At 64.7% G+C, this 18,270-nt stretch carries 19 protein-coding genes and 1 pseudogene; 11 read left to right on the top strand and 9 right to left on the bottom strand.

Annotation, left to right across the window (positions count from 1 at the left end):
• The first annotated feature begins 53 nt into the window (after positions 1–53).
• From AC1DDG_RS05425 to AC1DDG_RS05410, 4 genes are all read left to right on the top strand, one after another.
• Positions 54–362 (top strand): hypothetical protein, encoded by a 309-nt coding sequence (locus AC1DDG_RS05425; RefSeq protein WP_476875228.1) that lies wholly within the window; start codon positions 54–56, stop codon positions 360–362.
• Positions 363–731: 369 nt separating this feature from the next.
• Positions 732–866: a hypothetical protein gene (locus tag AC1DDG_RS05420; RefSeq protein ID WP_476875227.1), complete on the top strand. Its 135-nt coding sequence runs from the start codon at positions 732–734 to the stop codon at positions 864–866.
• 218 nt (positions 867–1,084) lie between these two features.
• A complete protein-coding gene (locus tag AC1DDG_RS05415; RefSeq protein WP_476875226.1) occupies positions 1,085–2,323 on the top strand; it encodes a MinD/ParA family ATP-binding protein in 1,239 nt (412 codons plus the stop codon).
• A gap of 631 nt (positions 2,324–2,954) precedes the next feature.
• On the top strand, positions 2,955–3,530 hold the full coding sequence (locus AC1DDG_RS05410) for an SGNH/GDSL hydrolase family protein (RefSeq protein ID WP_476875225.1): 576 nt from the start codon (positions 2,955–2,957) through the stop codon (positions 3,528–3,530).
• 754 nt (positions 3,531–4,284) lie between these two features.
• On the opposite strand, the gene AC1DDG_RS05405 is transcribed toward AC1DDG_RS05410, so the two are convergent.
• Entirely contained in the window at positions 4,285–4,485 is a 201-nt protein-coding gene (locus AC1DDG_RS05405; RefSeq protein WP_476875224.1) for a hypothetical protein, read from the bottom strand.
• Between the two features lie 324 nt (positions 4,486–4,809).
• Between AC1DDG_RS05405 and AC1DDG_RS05400 the strand changes: the two genes are divergently transcribed.
• Positions 4,810–5,910: an acyltransferase family protein gene (locus AC1DDG_RS05400; RefSeq protein ID WP_476875223.1), complete on the top strand. Its 1,101-nt coding sequence runs from the start codon at positions 4,810–4,812 to the stop codon at positions 5,908–5,910.
• A gap of 184 nt (positions 5,911–6,094) precedes the next feature.
• Here AC1DDG_RS05400 and AC1DDG_RS05395 read toward each other — a convergent pair whose 3' ends face one another.
• Positions 6,095–6,244 carry a hypothetical protein gene (locus tag AC1DDG_RS05395; protein ID WP_476875222.1) on the bottom strand — a complete coding sequence of 50 codons (150 nt, stop codon included), beginning with the start codon at positions 6,242–6,244 and terminating at the stop codon, positions 6,095–6,097.
• Positions 6,245–6,730: 486 nt separating this feature from the next.
• On the opposite strand from AC1DDG_RS05395, the gene AC1DDG_RS05390 reads away from it, so the two are divergent.
• Complete coding sequence (locus AC1DDG_RS05390) at positions 6,731–7,864, top strand: EAL domain-containing protein (RefSeq protein ID WP_476875221.1); 1,134 nt, start codon at positions 6,731–6,733, stop codon at positions 7,862–7,864.
• A 156-nt stretch (positions 7,865–8,020) separates the two neighbouring features.
• Here AC1DDG_RS05390 and AC1DDG_RS05385 read toward each other — a convergent pair whose 3' ends face one another.
• Positions 8,021–8,833: a glycoside hydrolase family 25 domain-containing protein gene (locus AC1DDG_RS05385; RefSeq protein ID WP_476875220.1), complete on the bottom strand. Its 813-nt coding sequence runs from the start codon at positions 8,831–8,833 to the stop codon at positions 8,021–8,023.
• A gap of 345 nt (positions 8,834–9,178) precedes the next feature.
• On the opposite strand from AC1DDG_RS05385, the gene AC1DDG_RS05380 reads away from it, so the two are divergent.
• The 4 genes from AC1DDG_RS05380 to AC1DDG_RS05365 are packed head-to-tail and all read left to right on the top strand — an operon-like array spanning position 9,179 to position 12,857.
• Positions 9,179–9,874 carry a SipW-dependent-type signal peptide-containing protein gene (locus AC1DDG_RS05380; RefSeq protein WP_476875219.1) on the top strand — a complete coding sequence of 232 codons (696 nt, stop codon included), beginning with the start codon at positions 9,179–9,181 and terminating at the stop codon, positions 9,872–9,874.
• A 9-nt stretch (positions 9,875–9,883) separates the two neighbouring features.
• A complete protein-coding gene (locus AC1DDG_RS05375) occupies positions 9,884–10,435 on the top strand; it encodes a signal peptidase I (protein ID WP_476875218.1) in 552 nt (183 codons plus the stop codon).
• Between the two features lie 5 nt (positions 10,436–10,440).
• Complete coding sequence (locus AC1DDG_RS05370) at positions 10,441–11,121, top strand: hypothetical protein (protein WP_476875217.1); 681 nt, start codon at positions 10,441–10,443, stop codon at positions 11,119–11,121.
• Positions 11,118–12,857, top strand: coding sequence for a choice-of-anchor G family protein (locus AC1DDG_RS05365; protein WP_476875216.1), 1,740 nt, complete (start codon positions 11,118–11,120; stop codon positions 12,855–12,857). The genes AC1DDG_RS05370 and AC1DDG_RS05365 overlap by 4 nt, the downstream gene beginning before the upstream one ends.
• Positions 12,858–12,918: 61 nt before the next feature.
• On the opposite strand, the gene AC1DDG_RS05360 is transcribed toward AC1DDG_RS05365, so the two are convergent.
• From AC1DDG_RS05360 to AC1DDG_RS05345, 4 genes are all read right to left on the bottom strand, one after another.
• Positions 12,919–13,317 (bottom strand): hypothetical protein, encoded by a 399-nt coding sequence (locus AC1DDG_RS05360; RefSeq protein ID WP_476875215.1) that lies wholly within the window; start codon positions 13,315–13,317, stop codon positions 12,919–12,921.
• 68 nt (positions 13,318–13,385) lie between these two features.
• Positions 13,386–13,961 (bottom strand): hypothetical protein, encoded by a 576-nt coding sequence (locus AC1DDG_RS05355; protein WP_476875214.1) that lies wholly within the window; start codon positions 13,959–13,961, stop codon positions 13,386–13,388.
• A gap of 5 nt (positions 13,962–13,966) precedes the next feature.
• Positions 13,967–14,623 carry a TasA family protein gene (locus AC1DDG_RS05350; RefSeq protein ID WP_476875213.1) on the bottom strand — a complete coding sequence of 219 codons (657 nt, stop codon included), beginning with the start codon at positions 14,621–14,623 and terminating at the stop codon, positions 13,967–13,969.
• Between the two features lie 34 nt (positions 14,624–14,657).
• A complete protein-coding gene (locus AC1DDG_RS05345; protein ID WP_476875212.1) occupies positions 14,658–15,239 on the bottom strand; it encodes a signal peptidase I in 582 nt (193 codons plus the stop codon).
• 462 nt (positions 15,240–15,701) lie between these two features.
• Here AC1DDG_RS05345 and AC1DDG_RS05340 point away from each other — a divergent pair.
• Positions 15,702–15,803, top strand: a pseudogene (locus AC1DDG_RS05340) (patatin-like phospholipase family protein); the annotation flags it as partial.
• Between the two features lie 211 nt (positions 15,804–16,014).
• Here the strand turns inward: AC1DDG_RS05340 and AC1DDG_RS05335 are convergent.
• Complete coding sequence (locus AC1DDG_RS05335) at positions 16,015–16,464, bottom strand: hypothetical protein (protein WP_476875211.1); 450 nt, start codon at positions 16,462–16,464, stop codon at positions 16,015–16,017.
• 801 nt (positions 16,465–17,265) lie between these two features.
• Positions 17,266–18,012 carry a phosphatase PAP2 family protein gene (locus AC1DDG_RS05330; RefSeq protein ID WP_476875210.1) on the bottom strand — a complete coding sequence of 249 codons (747 nt, stop codon included), beginning with the start codon at positions 18,010–18,012 and terminating at the stop codon, positions 17,266–17,268.
• Positions 18,013–18,270 lie beyond the last annotated feature (258 nt).

Genomic DNA, 18,270 nt, shown 5'->3' with positions numbered 1-18,270 from the left:
TACAGGTACTGACTACTCTGGGGGAGGCGGGCGGCCCGCTCTAGGTTGGGGTCATGAAGACCGGTATCAGCGCAGCTATCCGCCGTTTCATCGAGCAGAACATCGTCGCCGACGATCCCCACCCAGAGCGGTCCTGGCTGGATGCGCGGGACATGCCACGGCCGGCAGTGCCGGTCCCCGAGGCTGCGTCAGGACTGCCGGTCGTGCCGCTGTGGCCGCTGCTTGGCAGGCATTTCGGGCACCGCTGGGCCCACCCCTTCAACCGACTGCGCGGGCGCCAGACGATGCCCGCGCTTCATGACGACAGTGACCTTGCGGACCGGCCCACGGATGAGCTGTTCAGGGGACGCTGGCCGACATAAAGGACGTGACTTGATCCTGCTCCAAGTTTGAGTGTGTATCATCGCCGCCATGGGTAGCTATGCAGGTAGTCAAGTCGCCAGGGACTCTCGCCGGGAGATCCGCCGCCGACGGCTTCGGGTTGTGTCCTACGTAGGGCTGGCGGTGCTTGCGGCGGCCACGGTAGTTGTAGTGGTGCTCGCCCTCCAGCATTGAGGCTGCTGCAAATCTGATGACGCGCCGTGCTTTGACAGGATTTGTTGAATGCATGACCTCTGGGTAGGGTCGTGGGAAATCCAAATGGGGGATTCCACCGCTAGTTACTGACGACGTGGCCAGGCTGAACGCTTTGCAACGCGCCGACAGTGTCGCCGTTTCCTGGAGGTTCAAACGTGGCTGTCACCGACTTTGTGCTTTCGCTGTCCGGCCTGCTGGGCAGCCTGCTCATTCCTTTCGCCGGGCTCTACTGGATGCTCCGCCTCAAGCGGCGCACTCTCCCTCCAGTTGCTGCGGTCCGCGTGAAATAGCCGTGCCCTACGTCGACATCAACCCCCACCGCAACCGCCCCAAATGGTGGAGCTACGTGATCTTGGGCGTCCTCTTGGTCCTCACCGCAGCAGTGGTGGCGGCCGCCCTGATCCGGGGCTGAAATCGGCCGAAGTATCCGCAGCGCCTAGAATGGCTGTTTGAACCAATCCAATCGAGAAGCGCAGCTCACCCTGCTGTGAGTCCTGGGGGACCAAACATGCCCAAACCAGCGGATAACCAATTGGCTGAAGCAGACACCGACACGGAGCAGCCCGAGCTCCGGCGCCGCCGCTCCCGCCGCCGCGACGGCGGTTCCTCCGACGACTGGACAGGATCCTTCGACGCCGTGACTCCCGACACCACCACCGCGCCCGCGCTCCCGGTCCGCAGCTCATCCTGGGCCGAAGCGGCCGCCGTTGCGGACGCCCTTGCCGACAAAACCCCCGCCCCGCCGGCTCCGGCTCGCAAGCCGGCGGGAGCACCGCCGTCGTACGCTCCGGAACCTGCGCAGAAGACAGAAGTTCCGGGGTCGGACATCACTGCCATGCCGACGTCGTTCGTCCGCGAGCAGAAGCCCCGCCCCAAGGGCGGCTTCCGCGGTTTCCTGTACCGAGCGACCGGCGGCTCCTGGAACATGGGCCCCAGCGCGCAGGAGCGCGAGGAGGACGAGCTGGCCCGGCGCATCTCCCGCCAGCTGCAGGGCAGCTTCAACACGGCCGTGCTCAGCCTGAAGGGCGGCATCGGCAAGACGTCCACTACGGTGGGCGTGGGACTCACCCTCGCCGAATTCCGCGGCGACCCGCCATGCGCGATCGACGCAAACCCGGACTCCGGCGACCTTGTGGAGCGCGCTCTTGGCGAGGGGATCTACCAGCAGGCCACGCCGCGTACCATCACGGACCTGCTCAAGAACATCGACTCGATCGATTCGCTGACCGGGCTGTCCCGGTACATGCACCATTCCGGCCGGCTGCACCTCATCGCGGGGGAGCAGGACCCCGAGGTTTCCGACTCGCTCACCGCCGAGGAGTACCTGCGGATCCGCAAGCTGATCTCCAGCTATTACTCCGTAGCCCTTACCGACTGCGGCACGGGCGTGACGCACAACGCGATGAAGGGCATCTTGCAGTCGGCGGACAACCTGATCATCGCCGCCGGCTACGCGGTGAGCGGCGCCAAGCGCGCCCGCAGCACCTTGCAATGGCTCGCCAGCCACGGCTACGAGGACCTGGCCCGCAACGCGATCGTGGTGATCACGGACAAGGACGAGGTGTCCAGCCGCGTGGACAAGGACGCGATCGAGGAGCACCTCGCCGGGATGTGCCGCCAGCTCATCGCCGTGCCGCATGACAGGGGAGTGGCCGACGGGGACCTGGTGACCCTCGACCATCTGAAGCCTGAGACGCGGCGGGCCTACAAGGAGATTGCTGCAGCGATTGTGGACGGGTACCGGTAGAGTCCCTTCCACGGGCGGCCCATTGCCCGCTCCTGATAACCCTACGGTGAGACAGAAGCTAGCCGGATATAGCCTTGGTAGGCATAAAGCCAACCTCTCCAGATGCTCTGAAAATGGCCGGTTTTAGCGTCCCCGAAATGAATAACAGACATTTCCAGTTAGGCCACCTGGCCGGTCTTACCGGCCCCTAAACTCCGGGCCATGGGACCGAGGAGAAGAAGACAATCCGTCTGCCGCTCGATGAGAACTCGGAGCAGCTGGAAATCGGAACACTGCAGGAGATAGCGTCGATGCACCTGGAAGGCTTCGACAAGCCTGCATGCGACGACGACTGAAACCCGCCGGTCTTACTGTGCCTTCAACTGGCCGTAGAATTGGGCCTGACTTTTGCACTCATATTGGGGGATTCGTGAAGCTTGGCCGTCGTACTCGCCGCCGTCTCAGGATCGCTGGCCTTTCGCTTGCCGGCGTCGCCTTAGTTGGGTTTACGGCCGCAGCTGTGCTTGCTGGTATGAATCCTCCTGAGCCCCCTCCCGTCTCCGAAAAGATCGCAGCGGCGTACCGCGCCGGGGCGACGCTCCCGCCATCACCGAAGCCGACGCCCGCTCCGACGTACACAAAAGCTCCAAAGTTGACATTTAGCGAGGGAACGAGGGCGGTGTTCTTCGGGGACTCGTGGACACTTGGTCTTGGAATTGATCCGCTACAAGCCTTCCCGTACGTCACGGCGAGCACTCTCGGGCTTGACGCCGAGGTGTTCGGCGAGGCGGGCACGGGGTATCTGAACACTGGCATCAAGAACCAGGGCACGTACCTGACCCGCATGCGACAGCTTGCTGGCTCCGACGCCGGCCTTTTGGTCATCCAAGGGAGCCTGAACGACCAGAACCAAAACCCGGTGGACCTGACGGACGCCATGCGCAAGACACTTGATGAGGCAAAGAAGAAGTTCCCTAGGGCGCAGATCGTTGTCGTTGGCCCGACGAAGAATCTCAAGACAGACCCGGGCATGATCGGCCACATTGACTCGCTCATGCAGCAGGTCGCCCGAGAGCGTTCCATCAACTACATCTCACCTGTGGACCTCGAATGGACTACGCCCGAAACCGTCGAAACTATCATCGACGCGGGGACGAATCACCCGAGCCTTGCGGGCCACAAGACCCTTGCTGCCGATCTCGTGGCCGCGCTGAACGCATTGCGTTAGGCGAAGCACCGCTTCACGAAGGCGATGAGATCGGCGGCCCAAATTCCGTGCGTGTTTGGGTGCGCGAGCGGGTGCGACTGGACAGATACCTCTGTCGCCGTGCCGGTGCCGAAGGCCTCGGCGTTCCCTGCCCTGGATTCCTGTCACGGACTAGCGCAGGCCCCAGCTGGAGCGCCATGACTTCCATCGTTGGCGTCAGAGATTTCAACGGCGATGGCAGGAACGACGTCCTGGCGGTGGATATGGCCGGTTCCTGTGGCTCTACCGAGGTAACGGCACTAGTGGCTGGCTCGGCCGCGTGCAGGCAGGAACCGGCTGGAACTGAAGCCGTAGCCCAGGGCATGACAGGAAACGGCCGCCGCGTGAGTCACGCGGCGGCCGTTTCCTGTCCGGTTCGGAGGAGGTAGAGGACCCCTTCCGCCACCGGCCCTTGACTCGATCACAGCCACCTGCTCTTTGAGGCCCCCAGGTCCTGCCAGCCTTAAAGCAATTTCTCCAGCGCCCGGGTCAGCGGCTGGCAGTCCTTGGCCACCTCGCCGGCGGAGCGGGCTGCGACAACGCGATCTCCGTTGCAAAAGGTCCTCTTCCAGGCTGCGGTAGTTCCGTTCCATCGCCAGCCCGCCCACCATGTGGGCCCGGAGCTTGAGGCTGAGCGCTGCGTCAAAGGCCGCGGGGTGTCATCCTCGCGGACGGTGGAAAGGATGCACCCGCCCCGTTTCCGCAGCATTCGCAGGAACATGACGGCGTAACTGACCTAGGCCCGGGGAACGTCCACGCCTACCATCAGCGTCGGGTTGATCGTGCTCTTAGGATGGGCGGTGACGCCAGCTCCCAACCAGATACCGGACCCGCCGTCCCCGGGACGGTAGAGGAAGGCGAGATTCGCCGGGGGGTCCAGGACGGTGGTGCGGCCCGCCGCGCAGGCGTCCGCTGCCCTAGTTCCATCCGCTGGCACAGGCCTCCATCCTGAACGTGAACAGCTGCGTTGCGGTCGTCGGGTGGATCGCGCCCGTGACACCGAGGGTGCCCGTGTTCGCGACAGTGAAGAGCTTTGCCGGAAAAGACCGGCTGACCGTTGTTGCTGGTGTTCGTGAAGGTCAACACGAGCTGGCCAGTACCGATGGGGGCCGTTGCGCTGGCTGTAGCCACGGCCCCCAGCAGGCGCTGCTGACGGTCGTGGGGGGGCGACGCCGAATAAGCGGCACTTTGCGGCATCTGCAGGTGGAATCCACTGACCTTGTATGATGGGCGCTCATCGCCGCTTCACTTGGGGGGAAGGATGAGCGTTACGCGCACTCGGCTGGATTCGCTGACAGGATTGCGGTTTCTGGCCGCCATGCTCGTGGTCGTGTATCACGCGTCTGTGACGTTGGTGCCGGAAATGTTCCGGCTGGTGTCCATGGGACAGACCGGCGTGACATTCTTTTTCGTACTCTCTGGATTCGTGCTCGCCTGGTCCATGAAGCCTAATATTCCCAAAAGGCAGTTCTACTGGCGCCGGTTCGCCAGGGTCTGGCCGCTGCATGCGCTCACCACGGCTGCTGCGTTCGTGCTGATTCTGGCCACCCAGAGGGAGCAGTCCGTTCCCCAGCTCATCGCCTCGCTTCTTCTCGTACAGTCCTGGCAGGCGGACCCGAGCTGGGTCTATGCCTACAACGGGGTGTCCTGGTCGCTCTCCTGCGAAGCCTTCTTCTATGCGGTTTTCCCGTTCCTGGCCGTCTGGCTTTCGCGTTTTCGAGCAAAACGACTCTTTCGCATCTGCGTGCTTGTTGTCGTCGCCGCGGCTCTCTTGTCGGCACTGCTCGCGTTGGTGCCGGGGTTCGATTGGGGAGCCCTGCTGTACACCTTCCCGGCGTACCGGGTGTCAGAGTTCATGGTGGGTGTCTGCCTGGCCGTCGCGTTCAGGAAAGGCTGGAAGCCCAAGTTCGGTGTGGGCGTCGGAGCAGCCGCAGCGATCGGTTCTGTTCTCCTGCTCGAAGTCGTCGCCGCCAACGTCCCGTGGCACATCGGCCCGGCGCTGGCGAGCACGCTCTGCGTTCCAGGCTTCGCCCTCCTGATCTCTGCTTTCGCCAACCGCGACCGCAGCCGTGGCCGCCCCACCTTCGCCAGTTCTCCTGCCATGGTGAGGTTGGGTGAATGGTCATTCGCCCTCTACCTGGTTCACGAGCTGGTTCTGCGGACAGCTTTAGAGCTCGGCCCCGTGACCCTAGCCGAACGCGCGGCCTTCGCCGCCGTCGGCGTTGCGGTATCCATCCCGATTTCGGGTGCCCTCTTCACGCTGTTTGAACGGCCCATTGAGGCGCGGTTGAGGAGCATGTTCCTGCGTCGCGGCCCCGTGGCGGACGCCCATGAGCCCGAGGAAAGTCTGGCAGCGAAGTAGCCCAGACGGGACCTTTTCGCGGCGGTTAGGGTTCCTCGAACCCGGCTCCGGCGATCACGGAGTCCCGCACAGTAGGAACGGCATTGCTGTCGTCGGACTTTCGAGCGTGACCGTATGGAAACCGATGTTTCCGTTGGCGGAAGACCGGTGGGACTATCCGTTGCGAGCCTTCGACGTGCGTGCCTTATGTGACAGGGGCGTTGCGGTGGCTGATCGAAACGCAGCCGTCCCCCTCGCCGTCATCAACGGAAATGTATGCGGTGAAGTCCGCCAGTGACATAAAGCAGTAAAAGTCACCGTAGCGATAGTTGGATTTTTCTGCCCTCGTTGCCACTTTGACTGCCTTCACTTTCACTGTCGATTGGTGTGTCGCTGTCTGCTGAGTCAAGGATGGGCGGCTTTGATCAAGACTCGCGACGGATGACTGCACAGTTTCCGCAGGACTTCGGCAAGCTCTGCGCACGATATTTCCTGCCACAGCCGTCCTTCGGCGCACCTGACCTCGAAACGTCCAACAGGCAAGCCCGCGGGTGGGTCTAAGCGCCGGTGCCGAGGAAAACGGCAAACTCCACGCTCGTCGTGCCCCGGACGACGCTCCGGAAGGTAGTTACCTCCAAGCGCCGCGGGCTAAACGACTCTCATAGCCCCCGGGCCATTACCGAGCACGTTGCCGGGGGAAATGAAATTTAATTGTCGGAACGGCCACGATGCGTACTTCGCGTTGTAGTCTTTTCGCAGGTCAGGGCCTTATACCGCCCAAGGGAAGGGGTTCTTGGCCAGCGCCGGGCTCAGCCGGTGCGCCGACATAAAGGAATAGCCGATGTCCAAGGACGAGTCCTCTCCTCCGGCAGGCACCGGCGCAGAACAAAGTCCGGAGCCGGGGGGCACGGACTCACCGCCACAGGACGTGGACGGGATGACGCTGCGCCGCCAAGTGCTGGAGCTTATCAACGACGTCCTGACAGATACGGCGCCGGAAGGGGAGTGGGCCAGGACGCAGCTGCGGGATCTGTTGGCTGCGAACCCGGACGAGCCCGAGCGCGCGCTGCTGCAGCACCTCATCACGGTCACGACCGCGGATCACACAGAACCCCCAGCTGAAAGCCCAACACCCCACCAGCGGCTGGAACCGGGTCAGCACCCGTCTGTGCCTGAGAAGCGCCGGGCGGTGCCCGGGCCCCTCGACCGGAGGGGCAGAAAACGAATCAGGGCCGTCTTGGGGAACAGGATGCTGCTGACTGCTTTCCAACCCATCCGGGAATTGCCGGCAGGAAACGTGGCCGGCTTCGAGGCGCTGGCACGCTTCGTCAGCCGTGACGGGGCCAGCGCCGACACCTGGTTCCGGGAAGCCGCCGCCCTCGGGTTGGGCCCGGACCTGGAAATTGCCGCCCTGCATTGTGCCCTGTCGGCTGCGCGGGAGATTCCCGCCCACTTGTTCGTTGCCTTCAACCTCAGCCCGGCATCCTGCACGGACCCGCGGGTCCTGGCGCTGCTGGAGAGCGGAGATGTGGCCCTGGACAGAGTCGTCATCGATTTGGTGGGTCAGCTTGCGAGCCAGGAGCTGGATGATCTGATGTGTGTGTTGGGCAGGCTGCGGCAGCTGGGTGTGCGCATTGCGGTTGACGGCTCCGGCGCCGATGCTACCTCCCCGGACCAAATCCTGCAGCTGGTCCCCGACATCATCAAACTCGACCGCAGCTTTATTGAAGGAATCATTCATCCCAACCCGGCACAGTCCCTGGGGACGGACATGGTCGAGCTCGCGAAGCAGACAGGAGCAGTGCTGTTCGCCAAAGGCATCGAAAGCCAGGAGGAACTGGCCGCCGTCACGGGGGCCGGTATGACTGCCGCGCAAGGCTACTTACTGGGACGGCCTTCCGTGCATCCCTTGGATTGGTCGGCCTGGATCATCGAGGCAGCAACCGCTGACGCCGCTTCTGCCGAAGAAGGGTAACCCGCGCCAGAGTCAGGTGTGTTCCTGACTGGGTGAGCGGGGGGAGTCAAACAGAGTTGACACTTCAGCGCGGCCAGCAGCCCGGCCTCCGGCGCCTTACAGCGGAAAGCCGGCTGCCGCCGTCGGACTGCCAAGGCGGGCTGGCGCCGTCGCCTTTTAGATGCAGGAGTGGTCGTAGTCGAATCCGCCTGAAACGTACTGGGTGAGCGTGACCGTGCCGCCGGCGGTCAGCGGGGCGTCGGCGCATTTGCGCTTGGCGACGGCGAGGGAGTTGGCGCCGGCGAGCCAGCTGGGCAATCTGTACAGGTTGCTGGACGACGGCACCGTACCGGCAATCTGGCGCCACTGCGTCGCGGTGGAGTAGATGCCGGTCCGGGCTCCGATGCTGGCGTAATAGGCTGCCATGCCCTCCAGATCGGCACGGTTCGCCGTGGTGTCCGTTGACCAGCTGTTGCCGGTCTCCACGTCAAGCCACCACAGGTAGGAAGACGGGTTGCTGACGCCCCGGATGTTCGCATTGTCGTAGGCCTTGGCGTATCCGTACATGTAGGAGCAGGCCGCTCCGTAGGATCCCTGGGTGCATTGGCCGTAGGGGTTGCTTACAGTGGTGCCGCCGTAGGTATTGCTGGTGGGCCACCATGACCCGGCTGCACCCGGGTTTGCCGTGTTGGCGTACAGGGCCACCAACGGCTGGCCTGCACCGCCTGTCGATGTGCCCGCCCATGAAAGCTGCGTACTGAGACACGGGTTCGTGGTGTTGGCCAGGCCATTGTTCACGCCGACGATGCCGAAGGTCTGAGCTTTCGGCAAGGCTTTGCCGCACTGGGGCCACGACACGTCGTTGCCGGCGCCGGGAGCTGCGGCTGCCTGGGCCGGCAGGGCTGCCACCGTCAGAAGGGCTGCGGCGGCGGCCGCGGCAAGGACCAACCGGAAACGCCGCGTGGGGGCGGCTGGGTACTTGTGTGACATCGTCGGCCTTCCGGTCGTGTCTCGGCAAAACAGAAACCCAGCATGAGCCGTGCCGGCGTCCAAGGTCAAGGATGTGACGGCCGCAGAGCGGAACGCTACTGCTCCGGCCGATTCGGTCCTGAATAACGGGTCCCGTTTGTTGTTCCCATCATTCCTGCGCAAATCCTTGGCCTACGTTGATCAAAAGCGCCTCAAGTCGCAAATAGGAAGTAATAGGCTAATTACAGTTTCTGCACTGGAAATTCAACGTCGTCTATCCGCTGCCCTGCGTGGGCGCGCCTGCCTGAGCGCGGTGCCCCACGCACCGCGCTTGGCGCCCGGGCAGCGGACTGTCCTGGGGGATAAATGTCTGCTCGCAATACCACTGCCACAAAATCCGTTTCTCGTCCCGGGAAGGTCCGCGCCGTTTTGGCGGCAGGCCTGGTCCTCGGCGTCGGGGCTGCCTTCACGCTCGCCGCGTGGACCGACAACGAATGGGTGTTCGGCGGCGCCGGCCCCGCGAACAACCCGGGCACCAAAACCTACGCCATGGAACAGAATACGGTCGCTCCATTCGCTGACGGCTCCTGGACTGACCAGCCGAACGCGAACGGCGGCCGGCTGGATTTCACCATGGAGGCAGCTGACCTGCTGCCGGGGGAAACGGTCTACGCACCCTTCCAACTCCGTGCCAAGGCCGGGTCGGAAGGTCTTGACGTGTCGCTGACCGAGGCAAGGCAGGCCACGAATCCTGCCGTCGGCAACGCCAACAGCACGGCACTCTACGCCGCCATGCGCTACCAGGCGTGGGTCGGTCTGGACGCCGCGGACTGCAGTGCTTTGGGAGACAAAACCGCGGGAACGGTTCTGGTCCCGGCAGGGTCCGAGCTGGATACCCTCGGTCTGAACGAATTCTCGCTCGCCGCCGGCGCATCCGGCGCAGCCGGTGCCCCGGTGAACATCTGCTTCGCCATGACCCTGCCGGCCACCACCGTCGACGTCACGCTGCAGGGTAAGAACGTGGTTCCACTCTGGCGCTTCACCAGCATCAACGGGTCCTAGCGCGTTCCGGTGAACCGATTCTTCGGCAGGGCGTCCTCCTGGGGACTGACGCTGCTGGCGGTGCTGGGTGCCGGTTGCATCGCCAGCATCGCTGCCGCGGCGATCTTCAGCGTCACCTTCGTGGTTTTCCGTACCGGTTCGATGGAACCTGTGTATCCCGTTGGTGCGATGGCAGCGGTGCAGGAGGTCCCGGCGTCGTCCTTAACGCCCGGGGACGTCGCAACCGTGCAGCGGACGGCAGGCGCCATGCCGGTCACGCACCGCGTCGTGTCGGTGACGCTGGACCCGGCGTCGAAAGAGGGCGCGGTCCTGATTTTGAAGGGCGACGCCAACAGCTCCGAGGACCCGGTGGAATACCGGGTCCAGTCAGCACGGAGGGTGCTCTTTTCCCTTCCGTCGGTCGGTTCCTGGGTCATGGGACTGCGCTCACCCTGGGCCATCGGGGCCAGCACTGTGCTGCTGGCCGCGCTGGTGGGCTGGGTTTTTTGGCCGCGACAGGAGGCCGCCGAGTACGACGTCGATCCGCCCCTTGAGAGTCAAGCGGCGCCACGGGAGGGGTGAGGGTGATGGGACGGGAACGCCGTCGGAGTGCCGTGCTTGCCGCCGCGGTCCTGCTCCTGCTCCAGATCCTGCTTCAGGCAGGGGCGGGCACGGCTGCCGCCGACCCCGTGGTGCCCGTGCCCGAGACGGGCGGGGAGGGCATGCTGCGGCTTACGTCGTCGGTCTACCCGCTGGACATTCCGCCCCTTTCTGCCGGCGAATCATTCAGCTGGCAGGTGGGCGTGCTGCTGGACGGTCCAAAGAGCGCCTCCGCCACTCTCCAAGTGCAGGCTGCCGGCTCCCTGGCGGCTGGACCCGATGCCTACCGGATCACGGCACACTCGTGTCACGTCCAATGGCTGGGAACCAGCGGCAGGAACGCTGCCCTGAGCTGTCCCGCTGCCGAACGCCGGATCCTGGCGGCCGAGAACTTTTCGGCGGCCGGCACGTTGAGCTATCCCCTCGGCGATTTCACCGCCCGCGACGCGCCCTGGGTGCTGTTCACCCTGGAACGCCCGCCTTCCGCCGGCCCGGAGACCGGTACCCTGAACTTCGGCATCGGGGTGGTGGCCGGCGGCGGGGACGAGCCTGCGGGTCAGCCGCTCGCCTACACCGGTGCCGATCTCCTCGGTTACGTCGCGGGCGGCCTCGCGCTGGTTGCCGCCGGCGCAGGCATACTCGTGGGCCGCCGTCGGAGGCTGACGTGAAACGCTTTGGCCCGCGGCTCCGGATACTGGCGCCGGTGGCAGCGCTCACCGCGGCGTCAATTGCCCTGCTCAGCTCAACCGCGGGCACGCTCGCCGCGTGGACCGACGATGAATACGTCAGCGCGTCCGCCGGAGTGATGGTGGCCGGCGACTGCAGCACCTCCACCCTGTTCCAGACGGAGTCCGCGGCGCGGCAGGTGTCCGGCTCCGTGGGCGGGCAGGACCTGGACACCCTGGCTGCCGTCCAGGGTCTGACCGTCCGCAATACCCGCGGCAGCGTGGCAGTGGAACCGGCAACCGCCACGCAGGTGGACCCGGTAACCTACACGGCGGCTGTGGAGGCAGGAGCCCTCGGCTCTCCGCTGCTCTCGGCGGCGTTGGGTCTGAACCAACCGGCTGGAACCGCCGGGGCTTACACCCAGTGGGCGCGGGCAACCGCCAGCGGCCGGGCGGCCGGAGCCGCCGGCCTGGTCAGTGACCAGTCCGGCGCCATCGATGGGACGGGGACGGCCAACGGGTCCACCACCTCGCCTACAGCAGCCAGCATCAACCTCGCGTCCTTTGTCCCGTCGTCGAGTGCGGCGATGACCCTGGACGTAGGAGCTGTGGCCAGCTCCTCCGCGGTGGATGCCTGCACGCTCCGTAACGGCTGGCCGACGCAGAGCGCAAGTCCTGTTGTGGCCCGAAGCTACGGGATTGCGGGGCTGCGGCTGAACATGTCCGCGGACTCGGTGCGGACCATGACATCCGGGGTGGGTGCCACAGTGGACGGCATCGCTGGGAACCTGGCCGCTATCGCCACGCCGACGGGTTCGCTCACCACAGCGGTCACCGGCGGCGTCACCGATCTGGTCTCGAAAGCGACCACAGGCCTGCTTGTGGGGCCAATCACTACCAAGATCACCCTCGGCACCCCAGACCTTTCCGCGGTGAAGCCGCTGCTCACCACACCGCTGACGGACGGCGTGGTCACGGTGGACCTTGTCAACTCCCGGATCCTGTTCGATCTGGCCAAGCTCACCTCCGGGCCAGCGGGCCTCAACAACCTGCCACCGAACACCCGCGTTATCCTCGACGCCGGGACGGTTCAAAGTCTCACGCAACGGACGGCGGCCTTGCTGGATACCTGGCGCAAGGCCGTCACCGCCGAGGTCGACAAGGCGCTCGCCGCCACCGCCGTCACCGTGGACACGAAGGTGATCCTGCGGACGGAGGTTCTTCTCCTCGGTATTGTCGTCGGAAAAATCGATGTGGCTGAAGTAGCCGTCCGCTACGCCACCACCGTCGGAGCCTTCCGGTCGACGACGCCGCCGTCGCCGTCGGTTACCGCGTCGGTGTTGGGTGCCGAACTCTCCGGCCTGCAGGGACTGCTCAGTCCCATCACCGGAGCCCTGCTCTCTGGAACAGGAAAGATTGTGGCGGGTGCGCTCGATGGCGCACTCTTAGGCCCCGGGGCATTGTTGCCCACCGCGTCAGCCGCCATCCAGTCCGCTGTCACTCCGGTGGTGACTGCCGCGACAGCGTCGCTGACCCCATTGGCGGACACCTTGTCGCTGACCGTGAATGTCCGGCCAGACCAGCCGGGCGCGCCCGTCAGTGCCGCAGTTGCGGGAAGCTCGGCTGACGGGCAATTCAAGGTATCAGCCCTGCGGGTGGCCGCAGCCGGGAGCGCAGCGGAAATCTACCTCGCGACGTCGTCAGCCGGCCCGGTCGTCTTCCGGCCCAGCACAGGGTAAGGACAGATCCACCGGTAGAAATGCGGTCTTCTCGTGAAGGGCTCGAAGCGCGCAGCCCGAATCACGGCTGTTTACTCTTTGAGTCCTCCAGGTCCTGCCAGCCTTGAAGGAATTGCTCCAGGGCCCGGGTCAGCGGCAGGCAGTCCTTTGCCACTTCGCCGGCGGACCTGGCTGCGGCATCGTAATCTCCGTGGCGGAGGCACTCCTCCAGGGCGCGGCAGTCCCGTTCCATCGCCAGCCCGCCCACCATGTGGGCCCGGACTTTGAGGCTGAGCGCAGCGTCAAGGGCCGCGGGGATGTCCTCGTCTCGGACGGCGGAGAGGACGCGCCCGACCCTTCCCGGCAGCATCCGCAGGAACGTGGCGGCGTAGCTGATGGCGACGGCATCGCTCTCGACGTCCTCAGCGAGCCGACGCAGCCGGGCGGCGGAGAACACGGCTTCATTGCCTTGGAGTGCCATGGTCTTTCCGTTCGATGAGAATGGTGCGTCGGGTTCCTTGGAGTGTGCGAAGTCCGGCCGGCATGGGATCAGCTTCCGGTGACGGTGGCTGCGCGGACCTGGGCCCTGGGAACGCCTACGTCCACGGTCAGCGTCGGGTCGGGCTGGTGTTTCGTAAAGGCTGTAACGCTGGCACGTAACCGGATGCTGGATCCGGCGGCCGCGGGGACCGTGGAGGAAAGTAGATTCGCCGCTGGTGTGTCCAGAACGGTGGTGCGGCCTGCCGCGCAGGTGTCGGCTGCCTCGTTCCATCCGCCGGAGCAGGCTTCAATCCGGAAGGTGAAACCGGTAGGTGCCGTTGCCGAGTAACTCGCACCCGCGATGCTCAGGGTGCCCGTGTTCGCGACCGTGAAGTACTTGGCCGGGTAAACCGGGTTTCCGTTGTTGCCGGTGTTAGAGAATGTCAGCACCAGCTGGCCGGTGCCGAAGGGAGCCGCCACACTGCTTGTAGCCACCGCTCCCCAGTGGGCGCTGCTGACGGTCCTGGCGGGCGACGCCGCGTGTGCGGCGCCCGCCGCCTCTGCCGGTGCAAGTGAGGTGCACAGCAGCAGGGCGGTGGCCGCCGCAGCGGCCCCCGCTCTGCCGCTTGGAGCGTGCACGCTCACTGCACTCAGCTTCCGGTGGTGGTGGCGGTGCGCTGGGTTTCGCCGAAGGTCCAGGTCAGGGACGAAGACAGGCCCTGGACAGTACCGACTGGCGCTGCCCCGTTGACCGTGGTCTCAGCTTGGTCCGGCAGGCTCAGGGAAATCTGCAGGTTCACGGTGCTGTTCACCGCGTTGGCGCCTGCCTTGATCGATACCGGCGCCGTGCTGAGTGCGCTCAGTGTCGTGTTGGTGAGCAGCGGGGTGGCGGTGCCGCTGCAGGAGCCGGCTCCGGTTCCGGGCGTCCAGGCGCCAGAGCACTGGGTGACCGTAACGCGCAGTCCCTTGGTGGCGCTGGTGGTGAGGAGCGTCGGCGTCGCGTCGGCGACGGCGAGGGTCAGGTCCTTGCCGTCCAGGTCCGCTCCCTGGGTCAGGTTGACGTACCGGTTCACCACGTCGCCGGGGGCGAGGTTGGAAACCGCCTGGCTGAAGCCGGTTCCGTTGTTGGCCATGGTCAGACTGAGGATGCCGCTGGTGGCGTTCTGGGCAGTGGTGTTGGAAGCAGTCGCGTTCAGTGCGGCGAACACGCCGCCGCCGGTGATGGCCAGGCCCGCGGCGCCCACTGCGAAGGCAGCGAGCAGGCGCGGGTTGGGGCGGCGGACGGAGCGGGCTGGGGTTTCAGACATGACAGATCCTTACTTGGAGGGGTGGGGAAAAGGTTTAAGCAGTGGGGGACGGGCTGGTCATTGCTGGTGGTGCCCGGAGGATCCAGCGGACGCTGGCCCCGGTGACGGCCAGCCCGAACAGGGCGGTGAAGATGGCCCGCTGGGCCGGATTCTGCGTCCAGAGAAGTAAGTTGCCGGCATAAGGGACTGTGGTGACCACCACCGGCACCTGGTCTTGGTGCAGCGTGGCCCGCCAGTGGTCGGGAGCAGGGTTCGCGTCACCCTTGGTGGTGATCACCGGATGGTCAGGATTTCCGACGACGGCGGTGATGCGGTGTGCGAAGGGAGTGCTTTCACCAGGCGGCGTGAAGACCGCGATCTGTCCCGGCCGCAGGCTGCTCACGGCCGCCGGGGCGGTGATGAGCAGGTCACCCGGGGCGAAGGCGGGCCGCATGCTCCCGGTCAGCACGGGGGAAAACCCGAGATGAAGCAGCGGGGCCGCGATGCACGCGCCCACGAACAGCAGCGTGGCTGCCGTGCCGAGGACGATGTTTGCCGCTCGGCGCACCGCAGCAAACCGGCCCGTGACCGGCTTGGTGGTGCCGGTGGCGGTGGCTGAGCTGGATGCATTGCCCATGGGGACGTTTTCCGTTTCCTTCGAGACCGTTGGGTGGAACAGGACCAACGATGCCCGGGGCTGCTCAGGAAAAGGGCTGCTTCGGGTCAAAAACGGATCAGCACTTGATCAAGATCTGATCAAGACGAGGCGCCCACGCAGACGTTCATCAAGAAGGTGCCCGCGACAGCCCGCCGTGCGGAAAACGGTGAGAGGCGGCTGGGAGTAGTGGCCGCCGTCGTGCCTCCCGGGAGAATCACGGGAGTTGCCGGACGGCCCGGCCTCATTGGTGCGCCGGGTCCGGCAGTTCTGGGGGGAATGCGGCCGGACCCGACAGTCCTGCAGCGAAAATGTGTGAGGATTTTCTGGCTGCCGGACACTCAACTTTTACATTCCATGCTTGGAAAAAGCTGGGGTCCAACCCCCAGAATGTCGGCACTGCGGGGGCGCTCGCAACACAGGTCGACGAAGTGCGCGCACATGTTCGCCAATGCGATGGATCTGTCGCTGCGTCCGCCCGCTGCGCGGGCTGGTTACACCCAAGGCAGAGCCCTTGCCGGGCAGCTCACTGAATTCTGGCGCTGACGGCCACGAAACCAGTCGACTCGACCTGACGAACTGCCCTCTTAGATAAAACTGCTCCCCGAAAGTCAGAACTAAATTCTTAGTCCAACTTTCGGGGAGCAGTTGATCTCGGCGGCGCCCGCTTCTCTTTATTTGATTCGGCGGGAACGGTGGTGCGAACAGGCCTGCCGGTCTAAAACCTGCCGTGCCATGCCCAATTCGCTACGAGGGACTAGGGACGGCGGGGATGGACCGGCTTGCTGTGATCGTGGCCCTTGCCCTTGTTGTGGTCGTCGCCCCAGCCATGGCCGTGACCGTGCCGGTCCTTGCCGTGGCAGTCGTAGCCCCGGTGGTCGTAGCCGTGGCGGTCATAGCCATGCCGGTCGTAGCCGTGGCGGTCATAGCCATGCCGGTCGTAGCCGTGGCGGTCATAGCCATGACGGTCGTAACCCCGGCGGTCGCAGCCGTGGCGGTCGTAACCGTGGCGGTCGTAACCCTGGCGGTCGTAACCCTGCCGGTCGTAGCCGTCCCTGTCGTACCCGCTGTGTTGCGTGGACGAATAGCTCTGGGTCGTCTTCGACCCTGTGTCCGCAGAAGCGGCTCCGGCAGTGAGTGCCGCGCCGCCGAAGGTCAAGCCTGCGGCTAGAACGGTGGTGCTGATAACGCGAGATGCTGTATTCATGGGAATTTTTCCTAGGGAGTGGTTATACAAAAGGAGGCGCAGAGCAGAAGGGTGCATCATTGCGGCGTGCGTCATCTGGGCGCACTTCACCCTGTAGGTGCTGTCTGCCTTTGTTAATCCAAGCCTGATCACGGCGCTCAATTTATCGCGCTCTATTACGGTGCACTTCAACACCGCACTTGGATAGTTTTCCCATGCCCCCATCAAACGTCGGGCAACAACTTGATGCCTGTTGTTTTGAAGAGCAATGGTTTCGAGTGAGCACAATCGCGTGCCCGACGGGATATCTGATCAAGAGCAGTGGAGTGGTCAATGCTGACCTAAGCCAATGGGTTGAACAGCACCCCCGCCACCTTCGGTTTTTTCGGTGAAAGCGGCGTAGTAAAGGAGGCAAGTATCCGAACGTCGTAGGTTCGGAACGTTCATGCTTTTGCTTTTATTGTGACTGCACCTGAGCGTGCAGATGTACGTCTAAGAGGGAGAAGGCGCGGAATCGGCACTCGATCCACGCAAAGGCTCCAGCCAGCCTTGCCGCGATTTTGCCCCTAGTAACTAGAGGACTTGAGATCTACCTACCATATGGGACATACAACATGAGCGCACCCTCAATGAATACTCGAATTTCGGCCTCGCCCACTACTTGGTTACGCGGACACCCCAGCCACCAGCTTGTTTGCCGCCGGTGGCGCACCTAAAACCCCGATTTTTCATAGGCGGTCTGTTCCCGGCGGTATGGCAGGAGGCTGCTTGGCGGCCGGGTGACGGGTGATTGAGCGTTGGGTGCTCCATGAAACCTCCGGGTCAGCGCCTCGTGGGGACGGTCAGCCGGTGCTCCAGAGGCCCGGGAGCCGTCAGTTTCCGGATCAGGGCGTTGCCGCGGAGCTGGGGTTCGATGACGTTGTTCCAGAGGGGCAGCCAGAGCAGAATGCCCGCTGTGCCGATCAGCAAGGAGCCGATCACGTCGCTGGGATAGTGCACGCCCAGGTAAAGGCGGGAGAGCCCGACGACGGCGGTCAGGACCGTCCCGCCGATGGCGGCAAATACGCGCTGTGCCCGGGTCCGCGCGAGCACCAGGAGGACGGCCCAGCCCAGGGACGCTGCAAACGCTGTGTGCCCGCTGGGAAAGCTGGTGTGGCCGGACTCGAGGAGCAGCGCATGGGTGGCCCCGGAGGGCGGCCTGAGCCGCGAGACCGTGAGCTTCCCGATTTCCGAGGACAGCCAGCCGACGCTGGTGAGGGACCCGAAGGCCAGCGCGGCCAGCGGCCTGCGGAAGACAAACGCCAAAACGGCGCAGCCGAGCAGCAGGATGGTGATGTTGCCCGCCGGCGAGAACAGGGTGTTCAGGGCCAGCGATAGGCCGGTCCGTGCGGTGGTCCGATCTCTCGCCATGCCTTCGTCCCAGAGGAGGTCCGGGCCGGGCGAGCCGTATAGTTTCGCCACGCTGCCCAGCGTGATCGCTGCGGCGTACAGGAACGCAGATCCCGCAAGCAGCCACCAGGAGCGTCCGGGCAGGTGCAGGGGAGTCACCGAGGTTGGAGGCTGCTTCATGTCATTCCTTACTGGGCGGTGCGCCAGGCACAGGCTATGCGGGCGCGAGCACGGCAGCTTCACGGAGGCTGCGCCGGCCAGCAGTCTCTCACCGGATATTGAAAGAACGCCCCGAGGAATCATGTCAAGATGCCCGCCTGGGTTGATTCGTGGACTCATTTGATTTTGCCCGGATGGCGGGCTGCTTTTTTGGGCCTTGTTTCGCGGTGGTCAGGGTCAGTAGCTCCGTGCAGAGAGCCTGGATCTGGCGTTGGATGG

The organism is Arthrobacter sp. 10L430 (assembly GCF_056395245.1).
Note: the sequence above shows the minus strand (reverse complement) of the source record. Positions and strands in the feature narration are given on the sequence as shown.